A 16,485-nucleotide genomic window follows, 5' to 3' on the forward strand; every position below is an offset into this window, starting at 1 on the left:
CCCGCCCCCACCGTGACCGCGAGGCCGGGAGCCGTTCGAGTTCGACGAGCACGCGCGGACCAACGAGGACCCTTTCGTGCTCGGGGCGGGCAAGGGGGAGCACAAGAGCGTGGCGTGGATTCGTTGTCATCGCCGCAAGAGGATCGGTCCTCGGCCCCGCCCATCGGCCAGAGGCGGGAGCCACCGGCTCGATGGACCACGGAGCGAGAGCCCCGTATGTGCTCGCCTGCGTCCATCCGAGCGGCGTCCGAGACGGTCGAGTCCGGCCACGAATCCGAGTTCATCCCGTACCACTGCCACCCCTTCAACGCGCAAGCGGGAAGACGGGATTGCCCAGAGCGAGTTATTGTTACTTTATGCAACTAGACAATTACATAACGTTATGCAAGCGGGCTGCTCGGGCATTCCAACCTGTGGCGCCGAAAGGGTTCCGCCGGGCGAGGATCGGCGGACCAGGCGCCTCCCGGACCGGCAGGGAGTCGGTCCGCGTCGGAAGGACAAAGCATGAACCGCAAGACTGTCGCTCGTATCGCCTTCGCCGCTGTCGTCGCCCCGACCCTGGCCTTCGGTGCTCCCGCCGCCGCGATGGCGGACAGCTACTTCTCGGCCGAGTCGACCGCCGCCGGCATCAAGGGCGCTGCCGGCCACAGTGTGAAGGCCGTGGCCGTGGACGGTAACCACAAGCACGGTGGTGGCTCCTACTTCGAGCACAACGCCAGCGCGGCCGGTCCCCTGGGCGCCGCCAGCAACAACACCACGAGCGCGGCCAACTAGCTCTGCTCCTGCCGGGCGCGGTGAGTCCCGTACCGCCGCGCCCGGCCCATGCGCCGGAGGAAGAGGTAACACCAATGCCCTCAGTAAGAGGAGCGCTGTGCGTGGGTATCGCGACACTCGGCTTGACGGTGGTAGCACCCTCGCTGGCGATGGCCGACACGGGTTTCCAGAACGACTCCGGCTCCGCGGGCCCGGAGGGCGCCAGTCTGAGTCTGGTTCGCAGTCACGTGGACGATGACGGAAACGTGAGCTACGAACATGTGACCTACACCGCTGGGCCCGAGGGCGCGGGAGTGGAACGGACCAAGAGCAAGTCCGAATGAATTCTCACGGTCGGGGCGGGCGGTCGTCGACCGCCCGCCCACGTGTGTGTCCGGGCCAAGGGTCCGATCGCACACACGGTGAGCGGAAGGAAGAGATGCGCCACCATTGGAAACCCGTGCTCATGGGGACGGCCCTGGCCTTGTGCTGCGCGAGTGTGACGGGCGCGGCACACCCTGACACCACCGGCGCGAAACCGGGCGCACCACTCCCGGTAGCCCAATCCGGCGACACCGCCGAATGGCCGCCGACCTGGCTCGACGCCTCGTCGACGGAGTCGTGGTCCGAAGCGGAGGAGGAGACCCTACGCCTGGTGAACCAGACGAGGGATCGGAACGGCTGCGATCCGGTCGAGGTCGACGAACGCCTCACCCAGGCCGCTCGCGAACACAGCCGGCACATGGCCGAACACGGCACGGTCACCCACGTCGGTTCACAGGGGCGGTCCTACACCGAACGGGCCAAGGCCGCGGGGTACGACCGGCCCTCGGGAGAGGTCACCGCCGCCGGCTACGACACGGCCGCCGAGACGGTGCGAACATGGGTCGACAGCCCGGGGCACCGACGGGTGATCATCAATTGCGACTCGGTGGACACCGGTGTCGGGGTGGTCACCACCGAGGACGGTGTCTACTGGACCCAGGTCTTCGGCTTCGGGTCCTGAGGCCACCTCACCGTCCACGGAACGGCCGACGCGCACGCGTACGCCGGGCCCGTCCGCGGTCGGGGTCGCCAATACTTTGAAACCCGCATGCTTGACATCCTCCCGGGTCTAAAAGCCCGGGGTTCCCATCTGCTCCCACGCGAGGTGCGTGGTCCGCTGCAGGCGGGTTCCTGCTTCGTTGCGCTGCGCGGGCACAGGTGCCCGTCCGACCTGCGCTCCACAGGCTGACACCGCCAGTCCGGCGGCCTTGGCGACGTTGACCGCCGCGTTCACATCACGGTCCAGGACGGACCCACACGCCCCACACGTCCACCCCCGCACGTGCAGCGGCTTGGGTCCGTCTTGTACACCGCATGCAGAGCAGACTTGAGGGGTCGGCTCAAAGCGACCGATACGCACAAGGGTGCGTCCGTACCGGGCGGCCTTGTATTCGAGCATGTTCACGAACGCCGACCATCCGGCGTCGTGCACCGACTTGGCCGGACGGATGCGAGCGAGTCCCTTCACCGCCAGGTCTTCCACTGCGACCGCTTGGTTTTCGCGGATCAGCTTCGTGGAGAGCTGGTGGTGGAACTCGCCTCGCGCGTCAAAGACCCGCGTATGCGCGCGAGCTACCTTGAGCCGGGCCTTCTTCAGCTTCTTCTCGGCCCGGCGCAGGAAGCGGGGGAGTCGATCTTTGTGCCGTCGGACAGGATCGCGAAGTGCGCAAGACCAAGGTCGATGCCGACCTGACCATCTGCCTCGGGGAGTGGAGCTTCGTCGCCGGCGTCGACGACGAACGAGGCGAAGTACCGTCCGGCCGCGTCCTTGATCACGGTCACCATGGACGGGGCCGATGGCAGATCCCAAGACCACTTGACCGCAACGTCCCCGATCTTGGGGAGTCGGAGTTTGCCGCCTGTGGTGATTCGCCGGTTCGCGTTGGTGGTGAAGCGGATCGCTTGCCGGTTGTCCTTGCGGGACTTGAATCGGGGCGGCCCCATCTTGGGGCGTTCGCCTGTGAGTCCGGCGAAGAAGTTCCTGTACGCGGTGTCGAGGTCGTGGAGGGACTGCTGGAACACCACCGAGGACACCTCGGCAAGCCATGCTCGTTCTGGGGTTTCTTCGCGGCGGTGAGCTGTTGGGACAGTTCACCGGAGGTGACGAACGGCAGTCCTGCTTCACCGGCGTCCTCGCGCACACGCAAGGCGTCGTTGTACGCGACCCGCGCACCCGAACGCCCTGGACAGCGCTGTGCGCTGACCGGGCGTCGGGTAAACGCGGAACGAGTACCGAAGCTGCATGACCGCATTCTGCCATTGGTCTATGTCACCTCGATGGGAGACGAAGCCCGAAATACGTCGGGGCGATTCACCCCCGACCTGAAGGACGGAGCACTCCCGCCAAGCCGCTCGGCAGGGGAAGGCTCCGTCGGTCGACGGGACCTTCCCCCACGCATGCGGTTCGCCGCTGCCGGCCGTGGTCGATCGCAGGACACCGTGCCCCGGGCCCACCGGGCGCGACGCACCGGGTCCGCGCGGCGAGCCCGAACGGGCACGGGCGTGGGACCCGGGACGCCACCCGACCGGTCCGGCGGGCTCAGCCCACCGGCTCCGATGTGCCGTCCACGGCCTCCCCCTCTGGGGCCGGGCCCGGCACGGAGTCGGTGCCCTCGCTGTTCTGCGAGGTTCCTGCGGGTCGTGGCTGGTCCGGTTGTGGGGCGCTCGGTGTCAGGACGAACAACAGCACCAAGAGCCCCGCGGTGACCGCGGCGATCAGGGCGCAGGCCACCCATGGCCGCCAGCTCTGTAACCCCGGGTCCACCGGGGCGTCCGGGTCATCGGTTCCGAAGGCCTCAAGACGGCCGGCCAGCTCCGGGGCGTCCTCGCTGAGCTGTTTCTCGATCTCAGCGAGGATCCTCCGTTCGTGCTCTCTCAGGGACATGGCACCCTCCTCAGCCGCCGGGGGAAGGACTGTGTCGTCACCGGGTGCTAACAGTCTCCCCCAGGCGGGCTGCCCTTATCCAAACGTCCACAGGATTTTCCCGGTCCCTTTTCGTCCGATTCGTGAAATCGGGACAGGGGGCCCGTTCCCGCGAGGGCCATAGGTCCCCGATCGACGGGGAAGGAGGTCCTCAGCCGGGGTAGCACTCGACCTCGGTGGCCTTGACGCCGGCCCAGACCTCCTCGCCCCGGACGAGCCCGAGCTCGGCAAGGGCGGCCGGGGTGATGTCGGCCGCCAGGGACAACGCGCCCTCCAGGTTCACCCGCACTTGGTCGCCGAAGCGTTCGATCCCCTCCACCCGTAGCCGCCACATGTTGCGCGGGCTGCCGTGGGGGTGCTCCTGGTACAGGGCCACCGCGCGCGGCGGAAAGGCCACCAGAACGGGCCCATGGTGCGCCTCTCGCGTTTCCACCCTGGTGGGCTCCGCCCCGCCGTCCCCGTCCAGGGTGACGGTGCCCTCCTGGGCCAGGCCCCGGAACAGGTTGAGACCCACCAGTCGGGCGACGTAGGTGGTGCGGGGGCGACGCGCCACCTCGGCCGGTGTGCCCTCCTGCACCAACCGGCCTTCCTCGATGACGGCGATGTGGTCGGCCAACACCATGGCGTCGAGCGGATCATGGGTGACCAGGACCGTCACCCCGTCGAACTCCTCCAGCAGGTGTCTCAGGCGTGAACGCACCGCCACCCGGGTGCTGGCGTCCAGCGCGGCCATGGGCTCGTCCATCAGCAACATGCCGGGGCGGGCCGCCAGGGCCCGGGCCAGGGCGACCCGTTGGGCCTGACCACCGGACAGCCGTCGGGGTCGGGACGCGGCGTGGTCGACCAGGTCCATGTGCTCCAGCAGGGCGCGGGCGCGTTCGCGCGCCTCGGCGCGTCCCACGCCCTGGCAACGCGGTCCGAAGGCGACGTTGTCGAGGGCGCTCATGTGCGGGAACAGCAGGTAGTCCTGGAAGACCATACCGATGGGGCGGTGTTCGACGGCCGTGGTGGTGTGGTCGTCGCCGTTCAGGCGGATGTGTCCGCCGGTGAGCGGCACCAGACCGGCCAGGGCGCGCAGGGCCGAGGACTTGCCCGCCCCGTTGGGCCCCAGCAGAGCCAGGATGCGTCCAGGTGGGCAGGACAGGTGCACGTCCAGGTCGAACGAACCTCGGGTCAGTCGCAGGTCCGCGTCCAGGCCCGGGTACGAGGAGGAGCCCGGTTCGGTCGGGGTGCGGGTGGCCGGGACGGCCATCAGGCGTTCACCCACCTCTCGCGCAGGGTGGCAAGGACGGCCAGGGAGACCAGGAGCAGGACCAGACTGAGCACGATGGCGGCCTCGGGGTCGCGTTGCATGGCCATGTAGACGGCCAACGGCATGGTCTGGGTGGTGCCGGGGAAGTTCCCGGCGAAGGTGATGGTGGCGCCGAACTCGCCCAAGGCGCGCGCCCAGCACAGGATCGCACCCGCGCCGATGCCGGGCAGCACCATGGGCAGGGTGACACGGGTGAAGACGGTGACGCGGCTCGCCCCCAGGGTGGCGGCGGCCTCCTCATAGCGTCGGTCCGCGCCGCGCAACGCCCCCTCCACACTGATCACCAGGAAGGGCATGGCCACGAACACCTGGGCGATGACCACGGCGGCGGGGGTGAAGGGCAGGGTCAGCCCGAACCAGGCGTCCAGGTACTGCCCGATCAGTCCGTTGCGGCCCAGCACGAGCAACAGGGCCACACCCCCGACCACCGGCGGGATGACCAGGGGAATGGTGACCAGCGCGCGCACGAAACGGCGGCCGGGGAACTCGGTGCGCGCCAGCAGCCAGGCCAGCGGGACCCCGAAGAGCAGGGAGAGGAGTGTGGCCACCGTGGCGGTGGACAGCGACAGCCACAGGGCGGCCAGCACATCGGGGTCGGTGACGCGCTGGACCATGGTGGACCAGGGCGCGCGCACGAGTAGCCCGGCGAAGGGCAGGACCAGGAACGCCAGTCCCACCAGGGCGGGCAGCACAAGGATCCAGGGCACCCGTCCCGATCGGGTGCGCGGGGCACGCCGGTCGGGGCGGGTCACGACGGCGGTCACGGGGTGCCGAACCCCGCGTCCTGCAGGACCGGGGCGCCCTCGGTGGTGACGAACTCGACCCAGGCGGCGGCCAGGTCGGGGTCGCCCGACGCCGAGAGGACTCCGATCGGGTAGTCGTTGATCGCCTCCTCGGACTCGGGGAAGTCCAGGCCCTCCACACGGTCCCCCGCGGAGATGACGTCGGTGGCGTAGACCAGGCCGGCGTCCACCTCGCCCAGTTCGACCTTGGTCAGGACGGCCCGCACGTCCTCTTCGAGGGTGACGGGGGTGATGTCCAGGTCGGCGGCCTCCAACGCGGTCACGGTGGCGGAGCCGCAGGGCACCTCCTCCGCGCAGAAGGCCACGTCGACGTCGTCCTCGGCCAGGTCGTCGAGGTCCTCGATACCGGCGGGGTTGTCCGGCGGCACGGCGATCTGCAGGTTGTTGGTGACGAAGACCCGACCGTCCTCGCCGTTTTCGGCGGCCCAGTCGGAGTCCAGGCCCTCGCCCTCCACGACCTGGTCCATCGTTTCGGTGTTGGCGGCGGCGAACACGTCGGCGGGCGCACCGGAGTTGATCTGCTGGGCGAGCTCACTGCTACCGGCGAAGTTGAAGGTGACCTCCACCTCCGGGTTCTCCTCCTCGAAGGAGGTGGCGATCTCCTCGAACACGTCGGTGAGGGACGCGGCGGCGAAGACGGTGAGTTCGCCGCTGAAGGCGGTGCCGTCGGCCTCTCCCCCGGCCCCTTCGTCGGTGTCGGCGTCCCCACCCGAGCAGGCGGTCAGCGCCAGGGCGAGTGCGGCCGTGACCGCGGTCAGTCCGTGGACGTTGCGCCTCGTGCGGGGGGCACGGGTGGTGGACTCAAGCATGGTGTTCTCCGGTGGTCTCAACGACGACGTTGGTGGACTTGACGACCGCGGTGGCCACGGTTCCCACCTCCAGACCGAGTTCGTCGGCGGCCTCACGACTCATCAGGGAGACCACCCTGTGCGGCCCGGCCTGGAGTTCGACCGCGGCCATCACCTGGTCGCGGATCACACTGGTCACCAGGCCTTGGAAGCGGTTGCGGGCGGAGGAGACGCGGCGGCCCGGATCGTCGTCGGCACCGGCCCGCATGAAGGCGGCGAGTTCGGCTCCGTCGAGGTGGCGACGCCCGGTGGCGTCGCGCTCGGCGGGCAGTTTCCCCGAGTCGACCCAACGTCGGACGGTGTCGGCGCTGACCCCGAGTAGTTCGGCGGCCTCACTGATCTGGAAGGTGGGCATACGAAGAACCTACTAGTCGCATATGCGATGGTGTCATGGACCTTCGGCTAGCAGTTCATAACTTTTCGCTTGTTCTCCTGTGGCATGCACCGATTCCGCACACACGGCGGGCCCGTCCCCCGGGGCGGATTCAACGGGCCCGTCGTGTGTTCCGGTGGTCGGATCAGCTGCGCACGTCGGCGACCTCGCTGATCGGACCCTCCGCGCGGTAGTCGTCCAGCGCGGTGACCACGTAACCGGCGCCGTCCTCCAGGGGATCGGTGTCGGTCAGGGCGGACCCACCGGTCGTACCGACCAGGTTGTCCGCGGTCAGCGCCGTGCAGTAGGCGTCCTCGTCCTGGGACTCCAGGGCCTGGACGGCCTCGGCCGACAGCCGGTACAGGGCGTAGAAGCGGGCGTCCTCGGTCTCGTCCCACTCCACCTCGACGCCGCGATCGACGTTCTTCGCGCTCACGTCGTCGACCGCACCGACCAGGGGACCGTCGCCCTCGGGGTTCTCGATCACCGGCGGCAGGGCGGAGTCGGCGTAGTGACCGTCGAGCAGGTGGTCGACCACGTCGCCGTTATCGCGCAGGTTCTTGATGGAGAAGTAGATGTCACCGGAGACCTCGTCGAGTTCACCGGAGTAGTCGAGCTGGTTGCTCAGGGCGTCGTCTCCGGTCCAGCCGTCCTCACCGAGGCGGTAGGCGCCCTGACCGACGTACAGGTCGACGTCGGTGCCCTCGACCTCGTTCGACCACCAGTCGGTCATCGCCTCGTAGTCGGCGGTCTCGAAGCCGCGCTCCCAGTAGAGCTGGGGGGCGACGTAATCGACGGTGCCCTCCTCGATCCAGGTGCGGGTGTCGGCGTACTGGGCGTCGTAGGACTGTAGGCCGGAGCTGGGAGATCCGGAGGGGTCGGTGCTGTCGTTGCGCCAGATGCCGAACGGGGAGACACCGAAGCTCACCCAGGGCTTGCTCTCCTGGATCCGCCCGTGCACGTCCCGCATGAGCTGGTCGACGTTGTCACGCCGCCAGTCCCCGCGGTCGTCGAAGTCGCCCCCGTGGGCCTGCCAGCTGGCGTCGTCGTCGAAGGTCTCGCCCTCTTGCGGGTAGGGGTAGAAGAAGTCGTCGAAGTGCATGCCGTCGACGTCGTAACGGTCGACGACGTCCATGATGACCTCGGTGACCCACTCACGGACCTCGGGGTTACCCGGGTCGACGTAGGCCTCGGTGCCGAAGTCCACCAGCCACTCGGGGTTCTGCTCGACGGGGTGGTCGTCGGCGAGGTTCTCCACGTCCGGATCCTGCAGGCCCACGCGGTAGGGGTTGAACCAGGCGTGCAGCTCCAGACCGCGCTCGTGCGCCTCCTCGACGGCGTATTCCAGCGGGTCGTAGCCGGGGTCGCCGCCCTGTTCACCGGTGAGGTAGCGGGCCCACGGCTCCAGCTCGGAGTCGTAGACGGCGTCGGCGGTGGGGCGGGCGTGCAGGAAGACGGCGTTGAGGCCCATCTCCACCGAGTCGTCGAGCCAGGCGTCGAGTTCGGCCTTCTGCTCGTCGGCCGACAGCCCCGGTTCGGAGGGCCAGTCGATGTTGCGCACGGTGGTGAGCCACGCTCCGCGCATCTGACGCTTGTCGTCGTGGGCCTGGCAGGAGACGGGAGCCGCGATGCCCTCGCCGCCGGGCTCGGGGGCGTCGTCGGAGGAGGGGTCCTGGCCGTTGGTGGAGCAGCCCGCCAACAGCACGGTGGCCGTGGCCGCGATCGCCGCCCACCGTCCCCCGGCGCGTGGCTTGGTCAGGGCCCGTGCCATGGATCGCATCAAGTTCTCCTTCGGGGATGTCCGCGCGTCGCCGTTCGGCCTGGCGCCACGCCGGGACCCAGATTAAGGCAAGATGTCAAGTTTCGGATACGATTCGGCCAATGTGTGGATAACGTCGCACAGGACCTACCACGGGAATGTCGTCCCAGGTCAATGGAGTACCGCGGGGACGGACACCCGGGGGTGCCCGCTCCCCCGAAGCGGGGTTCTAGACTCGAGTCCCGTGAACGCAGTGCAGAGCCCACCCGAACTCTTCGTCCGTACCGTCTCGTTGCCAGACCGCACCGGCGGCCTGATCGACCTGCTGCCGGAGGGAACACCACTGGCCTGGTTGAACGGAGAAGACGGCCTCGTCGCGTGGGGACGGGCGGCGCGCTTCGAACCCGACGTCGCCCCCCAGTGCACCACCCCCACCGACAACTCCCGTATCGGGCAGGCGGCCCGCTGGTTCACCGACCTGCTGAAGAACGCCCGTGTCGAGGACCAGGTGGGCCTGCCCGGCACCGGCGCGGTCACCTTCGGCACGTTCACGTTCGCGCCCACCTCCACCGGTTCGGCGCTCGTGGTGCCCAGAGTGCTCATCGGCAGGCGCGGTGACCGCTCCTGGTTGACCACCATCGGCGAAGAGCCGGACCAACACCCCGAAGAAGCACTGCGCACGGTCACCGAGCCGCGCCCCGTGGGCCCCCTGGACTGGCGGCCCGGTTCCCTCACCCCGCAACGGTGGAAGGACGTGATCGCCCAGACGGTCACGCGCATCCGGGACGGCGAACTCGAAAAGGCCGTACTGGCCCGCGACGCCCACGCCGAGGCCGACGCGCCCCTGGACGTGCGAATGCTGCTGAAGCGACTGCACGCCCGCTTCCCCGACTGCTTCACCTTCTCCGTCGACGGCATGGTCGGTGCCACCCCCGAGCTGCTGCTGCGGGTGGAGGGCAGCGAGTTCGATTCCCTGGTGCTGGCCGGCACCCGCCCGCGCGGAGAGGACGAGGAGTCCGACCTGCGCCTGGGACGGGAAATGATGACCTCGGCCAAGGACGTGGAGGAACACGCCTTCGCCGTGGACTCTCTACGCGCCTCGATGAAGCCGCTCACCGAGGAACTCACCGTCCCGGACCGACCGCACCTGCTCAAGCTGGCCAACGTCCAGCATCTGGCCACCAGCGCCCACGCGCGCCTGGCACCAGGCGTCTCGGCCCTGGACGCCGTGGCTGCGCTACACCCGACCGCCGCGGTGGGCGGCACCCCCACCGAGGCCGCCATGCGACTGATCGCCGAGACCGAGGGCATGGACCGTGGCGGCTACGCCGGCCCCGTGGGCTGGCTGGACGGCGCGGGCAACTCCGAGTGGGGCATCGCCCTGCGCAGCGCACGCGTGGACGGGACGAGCGCCCGTCTGTACGCGGGCTGTGGGATCGTCGCCGGTTCCGACCCCGAGTCCGAACTCGCCGAGACCGAGGCCAAGTTCCGGGTGATGCGCGAGGCCCTCACCGACCCCGGGAAGTGAACCGGCCCCGGTCCTCCCCCACGACGGAGAGACCGGGGCCGGTGGTCGGTGTTCGTTTCGCGCCGCCGCCTCACTTCGGCGCGTTCGATCGGGTATCAGTCGCCGACGTCGCGGCCGCCCTTGTGCCAGACGCACACCACCGACGGGCGCGGGAAGTCGCCGTCCGGCCAGAGGCTGGTGGGCTCCTCGACGGTGCCGTTCTCCCCCGGGTGCTGCGGGGCGAGGAACACCGTCTTCTGGTCCTCGGAGATGAGCGGACCACAGGTCTCGGCTTCGACCGGGACGGTGGCGAAGGTCCGCAGCTCACCGCGGAAACGCCCCTCGACCGGCATCACGTGCAGGGCGTCGTTGGTCTGCAGGGTGCCCGGCTGACCATCGGTGGAGATCCACAGGTTGCCGTGCTTGTCGAAGGCCAGGTTGTCCGGCGCCGAGATCGCCATGACCTTGGACTTGTCGAAACCGGCGTAGTACGTGGAGTCGTCCTCCGGGTCGCCGCACACCAGGGGCACGATCCAGCCGAACGTGGTGGCCGCCGAGTCGGCGCCGTCCTCGATGATCTCCAGGACGTGACCGAACTTGTTGGGGCCGCGCGGGTTGGGCTCGTCGGCCTGGCCCGGTTCGCGGGCGTCGTTGTTGGTCAACGCGCAGTACACCTTGCCGGTGACCGGGCTGGGCTCGACGTCCTCGGGGCGGTCCATCTTGGTGGCGCCGACCGCGTCCGCGGCCAGGCGGGTGTACACGAGCACCTCTGCCACGGAGAACCCGTCGACGAAGCTCTCGGAGTCGGTGCACAACGCGACCCACTCGCCGGTGCCGTCGAACTCCCCGTCGGAGGGCGGCGTTCCGGTGCCGTCGATCTCCTCGGCGGGGCTGTTGCCCTCCAGGCGTGCCACGTAGAGCGTGCCGCTGTCCAGCAGCGTCATGTTGTGCTTGTGCGAGCCCTCGAGGTACTTCTTGTCGCTGACGAACTTGTACAGGTAGTCGAAGCGCTCGTCATCGCCCATGTAGGCGGCCACCCGGCCGTCCTCGGTGATGTTGACGTTGGCGCCCTCATGCTTGAAGCGGCCCAGCATGGTGCGCTTGACCGGGGTGGAGTCGGGGTCGTGCGGGTCGATCTCCACGATGTACCCGAAGCGGTGGGCCTCGTTGGGGTGCTCGGCCAGGTCGAAGCGCTCGTCCACCCGGTCCCAACGGCGGCCGGAGTAGTCGGTGGGGAAGCCGTAGCGGGCGTAGGCCTCGGTGTCGGGGGCGCCGACGAAGTACTGGTTGAAGTTCTCCTCGCCGCTGAGGACGGTGCCCCAAGGCGTCATTCCGCCGGCGCAGTTGTTGAGCATGCCCAACACGTTCACGCCCTCGGGGTCGGCGTCGGTGCGCAACAGCTCGTGCCCGGCCGCCGGACCCGCCACCCGGAACGGGGTTTCGAGGGTGATACGACGGTTGAAGGGGCGCTCGCCCTCGGTGATCAGCTTCCACTGGCCGGTACCGTCGACCCGCTGCAGTTCCACCACCGAACCGCCGTGCGCGGCCATCGCGACCTTGATCCACTCCGGGTCGGCCGACTCACCGTCGGTGTACCCGGCGAACATGATCTCTTCGTTGGTGTACTCGTGGTTGACCCACAACAGACCGTGGTCGTCGTCCAGGGTGAAGAAGCCGACGTAGTCGCAGTTGTAGCCGAACTGTCGGGCCTGTGCCTCACCGGTCTGGTTCGCGAAGTCGAACTCGGGGGCTCCGGGCAGGACGGGGTCGCCCCAGCGGACGATGACGTGGTGGTCGTAGCCCTCGGGGACGGTGACCTCGTCACGGTTGTTGGGCAACACGGTCTTGAACGTGGGGCGCGGCGCGGGGTGCGGACGGTTCGGGCCGCGGTCCGCGGCGGCGGGGCTCAGGGCGGCCATGCCCAGGGAACCTGCGCCGGCGCCCACCAGTGCCCCCTTCAGGGCGGCGCGGCGGGACAGCACGCCCTGGAAGATGTCACCGAAGTAGGCGTTGTCGCTCTTGTTGGGGGCGGGGTGGAAGCAGGCGTTGCCACATCGGTACAGGCACGTCTTCGCGGATCGACCACCACCGACACCGCCGATGAGCGGCAGCAGGCGACGGCGGGGCGCGGATTCGGGCACGCGTTCTCCTCGGAATCGGTAACTGCTCCGCGTTCCCGAGGGGGCTTGCGGGGCTCCGCTCGGGGGCACGGAGTGGTGCGGGCAGTGGGTCCTGCCGGTCGCTCTCGACCTTGGCCGAGGTTCCACACGTTCGGGTGAAACCGGTGTGAACGCCCCTACAACTCCTCTACACGGCTGAGGTCACCCCACATAGAGCAATCGCATGAACACCCACGGTCGGACCTCGTGGTGATCCTCGCCTACCCGTTCCGCCACGTCCACATGCCTCGCCCAGGTGAGGCGGGTCACGTTTCGGTCATCCCGTCGAGTCGGTCCGTCACTCCCTCGACGTCTCGTGTCCCTTTTCCGCCAAGGGGTCTGGGAGCGGAACGAAAACGGGCGATACCGGGGAGGGCGTCGACCTCCCCCGAACCTTCACCGTCAAGGCGCCACCCACCAACCGGCCCGCTCAGTCGAAGAGTCGGCCGATCAACGCCCCCTGCCCGGACTGCAGCACGTGCGCGGCGGTGAGGGGGATCCAAAGGCACTCGAACCGGATGGGCTCCCCCACACCGTCGTTCTCCTCCACCGAGGCCCACCGCTGTGGGACCGGGCCGTTGACCGCGAGTTCGAAGACGTGGCGACGCTGGACCTCGAACCGGTAGGGCGTGATGTCGTACTCCACCACGCCGAGCGGGCGCACCACGCGCAGCCCGCCCAGACCGGTCTCCTCACGGGCCTCGCGCAACGCGGCGGCCTCGGGGTCCTCCCCCGGTCTGACGGTCCCGGCGGGGACCTGCAGGCCCACCTCCTCTGGAGGATGGTCCACGTGCCGGAACACCAGCAGATGTGCTTCCCGCACCACGTAGCACAGCGCCTTGTCCCGGACCGTCCGCCCACTCGGCCTCACCTCTTTCGCCTCCGCAGGACGAGGGCCACCGGGACGATCACCACGGCGGCGGCCACCATCGAACCCCCGAACGTCATCAGCGTCACGTGGTCCCCTCCGGTGAAGGACAGCGCCAGGTTCGCCTCGGTGTGCAGGATCGTGCAGACCGTCATGCGCCGGCAGAACGAACCGACCATCACGGCCGCCATGGTCAGGGGCAGCGCCACCGAGCCGCTCACGAACCCGAGCAACTCCAGCGGAGGAAGTCCGTAGTACCGCACGTGCCAGAAACCGAACAGGAGGCCGGTGAGGACGGCGGAGATCGGCCACGTCATCCAACGGTTCAGGGTGTGGAACAGCAGCCCCCGGAAGCCGACCTCCTCCCCCAGGGAGCCGAGCGTTCGCGCGAGGACCATCACCAGGACGGGGCCCCGGCGACCGAGGCGGGGATGTCGGGGGCCTCCCCTCGCACCACGGACACTCCGAGGAAGTAGACCCCGCCGGCCAGGAGGGACAGCACTTCCATGGCGGGCCCGGTAAACGGTTGCACCGCGAGCAGTCCGACCGCACCGATCAGGGACGCGACGAACCAGACCGCCAACGCGACGATCCCGCGTCGCGAGGATCCGGTGTCGGGCACCTTCGCCGCGTCCGGCCGAGCCGGGGTCAGAACGTTTCGGCCAAGGCGGTGTCGACGGCGTCCTGCAGGCGACGGCGCAGGGCCGCGCTGCCGGCGCGTTCGGTGCACACCTCGATGATCCGCAGCCCCTCGCCCAGGAGGGCCTTGGGCAGGTCGGTGGCCCACTCGAGCCGGGTGTAGGGCAGGTCCGACAGGGCCGCCACCCTCTCCATGGACACCCCGTGCGGGGTGCCGAACACTCTCTCGAAGTCCGGGTGACCGGCCTGTTCGAGACCGGAGAAGATTCCGCCGCCGTCGTTGTTGACCACCACGATCGCCAGATCCGGTCGCGGCTCGCCCGGGCCGATGATCAACCCGTTCTGGTCGTGCAGCAGCGCCAGGTCGCCGAGCAGGGCGTAAGCGTGCCCCTCCCCCTCGCTCTGATGGGCCAGCGCGGCGCCGATGGCCGTGGACACCGTCCCATCGATGCCGCTCACACCCCGGTTGCCCACCAGACGCACCCCGCAGCGGGGGTGCATGGTGGCGTCCAGGTCGCGGATGGGCATGCTGGAGCCGGCGAACAGCAATGAACCCGCGCTCATCTGCGAGGCGAGGTCACGGGCCAGACGCGGCTCGGTCAGGGTCTCCTCGGCGTCCAGTACCCCGTCGACGGCCTCGCGAGCGGCGGCCTCGGCGCGTTCCCAGGAACGCGACCAGCCGGTGCACGCCGACTCGTCCCGGTTCACTCCGGCGGGCGGGGCGACCGCGGCGACCACGTCGGTGGCGGTGCGGGCGGGATCGGAGAAGTCGTTGAGGATACTCGCCGCGGGGTCACCGACCGTGGTGGCGGTGACCACCACATGCCGTTCCGCGCGGCGGAGGTAGGCGAGGATCTGCCGGGAAAGGTTGGGTTTTCCCACGCTCACCACGAGTTCGGGGGTGTGGGCGTCGGCGAAACCCGGCACGGCCAGTAGTTGCCGGTAGGTGGAGACGGCGCCCGAGCGGCGGGCGTTGGAGGTGGGTTCGGCCAGCAGCGGCCATCCGGTCAGTTCCGACAGCGCCAGGAACGGTACCGGGTCGTAGTCGCCGTCACCGCAGACGATGACGCCGCGTTCGACGTCGGGCAGGACGTAGGGCGCGGGCTCGGTGCGCGGGCCGGGTCGTGAGATCCAGGGGCGACCGTCGGCGCGTCCGTCCAAGGGCTCGATCCACTCGGGGCCGCCGCCGGTGGCCTGGTCGGGGGTGAGGGGATCGCGGAAGGCCACGTTGAGGTGCACGGGGCCCGGGCGTCCGCCCTGGGCCGCGGCCCAGGCACGACCGCTCAGCGAACGCCAGTAGGCGACCATGCCGGGCGCGGGGTCCGGGGTTCCGACCTCGGCGAACATACGCACCGCGTCGCCGTACAGGCCGATCTGGTCCACCGTCTGGTTGGCGCCGGTGCCGCGCAGTTCCGGGGGCCGGTCGGCCGTCAGCACCAGCAGCGGCACCCCGCTCTCGTCGGCCTCCATCACCGCAGGGTGGAAGTTGGCGGCCGCGGTGCCGGAGGTGCACACCACCGCCACGGGGCGCCGGGAGGACCGGGCCAGCCCCAAGGCGAGGAAGGACGCGGAACGTTCGTCCACTCGCACGTGGACACGGATCCCGGGGTGCGCGACCAGCGCCAACGCCAGAGGGGTCGAGCGCGACCCGGGCGCGACGACGGCCTCGACCAGCCCGTAGCGGGCCAGTTCGTCGACGAGGACCCGCGCCAAGGCGGTAGACGGATTCATGCAAAGTCTTTCGTTCGTCGAGGTATCGACCAAGTATCACCGCGCGGTCGGACCGCATCGCACAGAGCCCCACGTCCGCGGCGGCCACGCTCCCACGCGCACACGCGTCGCCGGGGCCGCTTCCAGTGAACCCCGTTCGGGAGCTCTCGGCGACCGAACCCGGCTGTGATCTCCTGCCCATCCGGTCGTCCATGCCCGGCATATTGACCGTAAACCCAGGTCAAAACAGGGGCGAATCGCACTCTTCGGATTCTCAGGGTGTTTCCGCCTCGGCCGCGTTCCGGGCGCGTTCCCGCCAGGCCGAAGCGTCGATCTCCACCTTGGAAAGCGCTTCCTCGTCCACGGTGACCGGCCGGACCGGCAAAAAACCGTCGACCGGCAGGAGGGAGTCGGTGGTGACGTCGCCGGTCAGCATCTGCATGGTCGCCAGCCCACAGGCGTAGGGCAGATCGGGCAGGGCGGCGGCCAAGGCCACACCCGCGGCCAACCCCACCGAACTCTCCACGGCGCTGGAGACCACGACCGGCAGGCCACAGGCCTCGGCCACCCGTAGCGCGGCCCGCACCCCGCCCAGGGGTTGGACCTTGAGCACCACGATGTCGGCGGCCTCCGCGGCACGCACCCGGAGCGGGTCCTCGGCACGGCGGATGGACTCGTCGGCCGCCACGGGCACCTCCACCCCGCGGCGGACCGCACCCAACTCCTCCAGAGAGGCACAGGGCTGCTCGACGTATTCCAGGTCGAAGCGGTCCAGTTCCCGGACCA

Annotated in this window: 17 protein-coding genes and 1 pseudogene; 4 read left to right on the top strand and 14 right to left on the bottom strand. The window is 69.4% G+C overall.

The genetic code is table 11. The features are described 5' to 3' along the window. The first annotated feature begins 504 nt into the window (after positions 1-504). The 3 genes from K8V84_RS21870 to K8V84_RS21880 all read left to right on the top strand — a co-directional run bounded on the left by K8V84_RS21870 (position 505) and on the right by K8V84_RS21880 (position 1,759). On the top strand, positions 505-774 hold the full coding sequence (locus K8V84_RS21870; protein WP_304078129.1) for a hypothetical protein: 270 nt from the start codon (positions 505-507) through the stop codon (positions 772-774). Positions 775-875: 101 nt separating this feature from the next. Further along, positions 876-1,097, top strand: a complete 222-nt coding sequence (locus K8V84_RS21875) for a hypothetical protein (RefSeq protein ID WP_304078131.1) — start codon at positions 876-878, stop codon at positions 1,095-1,097. Positions 1,098-1,408: 311 nt separating this feature from the next. Continuing rightward, complete coding sequence (locus tag K8V84_RS21880; RefSeq protein WP_304078133.1) at positions 1,409-1,759, top strand: CAP domain-containing protein; 351 nt, start codon at positions 1,409-1,411, stop codon at positions 1,757-1,759. 108 nt (positions 1,760-1,867) lie between these two features. On the opposite strand, the pseudogene K8V84_RS21885 reads toward K8V84_RS21880, so the two are convergent. The 8 genes and pseudogenes from K8V84_RS21885 to K8V84_RS21915 all read right to left on the bottom strand — a co-directional run bounded on the left by K8V84_RS21885 (position 1,868) and on the right by K8V84_RS21915 (position 8,837). Then, positions 1,868-2,832 (bottom strand): annotated as a pseudogene (locus tag K8V84_RS21885) (RNA-guided endonuclease InsQ/TnpB family protein). An 87-nt stretch (positions 2,833-2,919) separates the two neighbouring features. After that, positions 2,920-3,042, bottom strand: a complete 123-nt coding sequence (locus tag K8V84_RS25910; protein WP_369696652.1) for a helix-turn-helix domain-containing protein — start codon at positions 3,040-3,042, stop codon at positions 2,920-2,922. 295 nt (positions 3,043-3,337) lie between these two features. Beyond that, positions 3,338-3,682: a DUF3040 domain-containing protein gene (locus K8V84_RS21890; RefSeq protein ID WP_304078134.1), complete on the bottom strand. Its 345-nt coding sequence runs from the start codon at positions 3,680-3,682 to the stop codon at positions 3,338-3,340. A 190-nt stretch (positions 3,683-3,872) separates the two neighbouring features. Next, entirely contained in the window at positions 3,873-4,973 is a 1,101-nt protein-coding gene (locus K8V84_RS21895) for an ABC transporter ATP-binding protein (protein ID WP_304078137.1), read from the bottom strand. Next, positions 4,973-5,797, bottom strand: a complete 825-nt coding sequence (locus K8V84_RS21900; protein ID WP_304078140.1) for an ABC transporter permease — start codon at positions 5,795-5,797, stop codon at positions 4,973-4,975. The genes K8V84_RS21895 and K8V84_RS21900 overlap by 1 nt, the downstream gene beginning before the upstream one ends. Beyond that, complete coding sequence (gene modA, locus K8V84_RS21905) at positions 5,794-6,645, bottom strand: molybdate ABC transporter substrate-binding protein (protein WP_304078143.1); 852 nt, start codon at positions 6,643-6,645, stop codon at positions 5,794-5,796. The genes K8V84_RS21900 and modA overlap by 4 nt, the downstream gene beginning before the upstream one ends. After that, the gene (locus K8V84_RS21910) at positions 6,638-7,039 is read right to left on the bottom strand and encodes a molybdopterin-binding protein (RefSeq protein ID WP_304078146.1); all 402 of its coding nucleotides are present in this window, start codon (positions 7,037-7,039) and stop codon (positions 6,638-6,640) included. Before K8V84_RS21910 ends, modA begins: the two co-directional genes overlap by 8 nt. A gap of 163 nt (positions 7,040-7,202) precedes the next feature. Then, positions 7,203-8,837 carry a glycoside hydrolase family 10 protein gene (locus tag K8V84_RS21915; protein ID WP_304078148.1) on the bottom strand — a complete coding sequence of 545 codons (1,635 nt, stop codon included), beginning with the start codon at positions 8,835-8,837 and terminating at the stop codon, positions 7,203-7,205. Between the two features lie 223 nt (positions 8,838-9,060). Between K8V84_RS21915 and K8V84_RS21920 the strand changes: the two genes are divergently transcribed. Next, complete coding sequence (locus K8V84_RS21920) at positions 9,061-10,344, top strand: isochorismate synthase MenF (protein ID WP_304078149.1); 1,284 nt, start codon at positions 9,061-9,063, stop codon at positions 10,342-10,344. Between the two features lie 95 nt (positions 10,345-10,439). On the opposite strand, the gene K8V84_RS21925 is transcribed toward K8V84_RS21920, so the two are convergent. The 6 genes from K8V84_RS21925 to K8V84_RS21950 form a co-directional block, all read right to left on the bottom strand. Then, positions 10,440-12,464 carry a PhoX family phosphatase gene (locus K8V84_RS21925; RefSeq protein ID WP_304078152.1) on the bottom strand — a complete coding sequence of 675 codons (2,025 nt, stop codon included), beginning with the start codon at positions 12,462-12,464 and terminating at the stop codon, positions 10,440-10,442. Between the two features lie 448 nt (positions 12,465-12,912). Next, entirely contained in the window at positions 12,913-13,353 is a 441-nt protein-coding gene (locus K8V84_RS21930; RefSeq protein ID WP_304078154.1) for an NUDIX domain-containing protein, read from the bottom strand. Beyond that, positions 13,350-13,748 (bottom strand): CPBP family intramembrane glutamic endopeptidase, encoded by a 399-nt coding sequence (locus K8V84_RS21935; RefSeq protein ID WP_304078156.1) that lies wholly within the window; start codon positions 13,746-13,748, stop codon positions 13,350-13,352. Before K8V84_RS21935 ends, K8V84_RS21930 begins: the two co-directional genes overlap by 4 nt. After that, positions 13,748-13,972, bottom strand: coding sequence for a hypothetical protein (locus tag K8V84_RS21940; RefSeq protein WP_304078159.1), 225 nt, complete (start codon positions 13,970-13,972; stop codon positions 13,748-13,750). Before K8V84_RS21940 ends, K8V84_RS21935 begins: the two co-directional genes overlap by 1 nt. A 26-nt stretch (positions 13,973-13,998) precedes the next feature. Beyond that, positions 13,999-15,720, bottom strand: coding sequence for a 2-succinyl-5-enolpyruvyl-6-hydroxy-3-cyclohexene-1-carboxylic-acid synthase (menD, locus tag K8V84_RS21945; protein WP_304078161.1), 1,722 nt, complete (start codon positions 15,718-15,720; stop codon positions 13,999-14,001). A gap of 253 nt (positions 15,721-15,973) precedes the next feature. Continuing rightward, a partial coding sequence (locus tag K8V84_RS21950; protein WP_304078163.1) for an enolase C-terminal domain-like protein occupies positions 15,974-16,485 on the bottom strand: 512 nt, incomplete at its 5' end.

Origin of the sequence: Nocardiopsis listeri (genome assembly GCF_020741345.1) — a bacterium.
Classification (GTDB): Bacteria; Actinomycetota; Actinomycetes; order Streptosporangiales; family Streptosporangiaceae; genus Nocardiopsis; species Nocardiopsis listeri_A.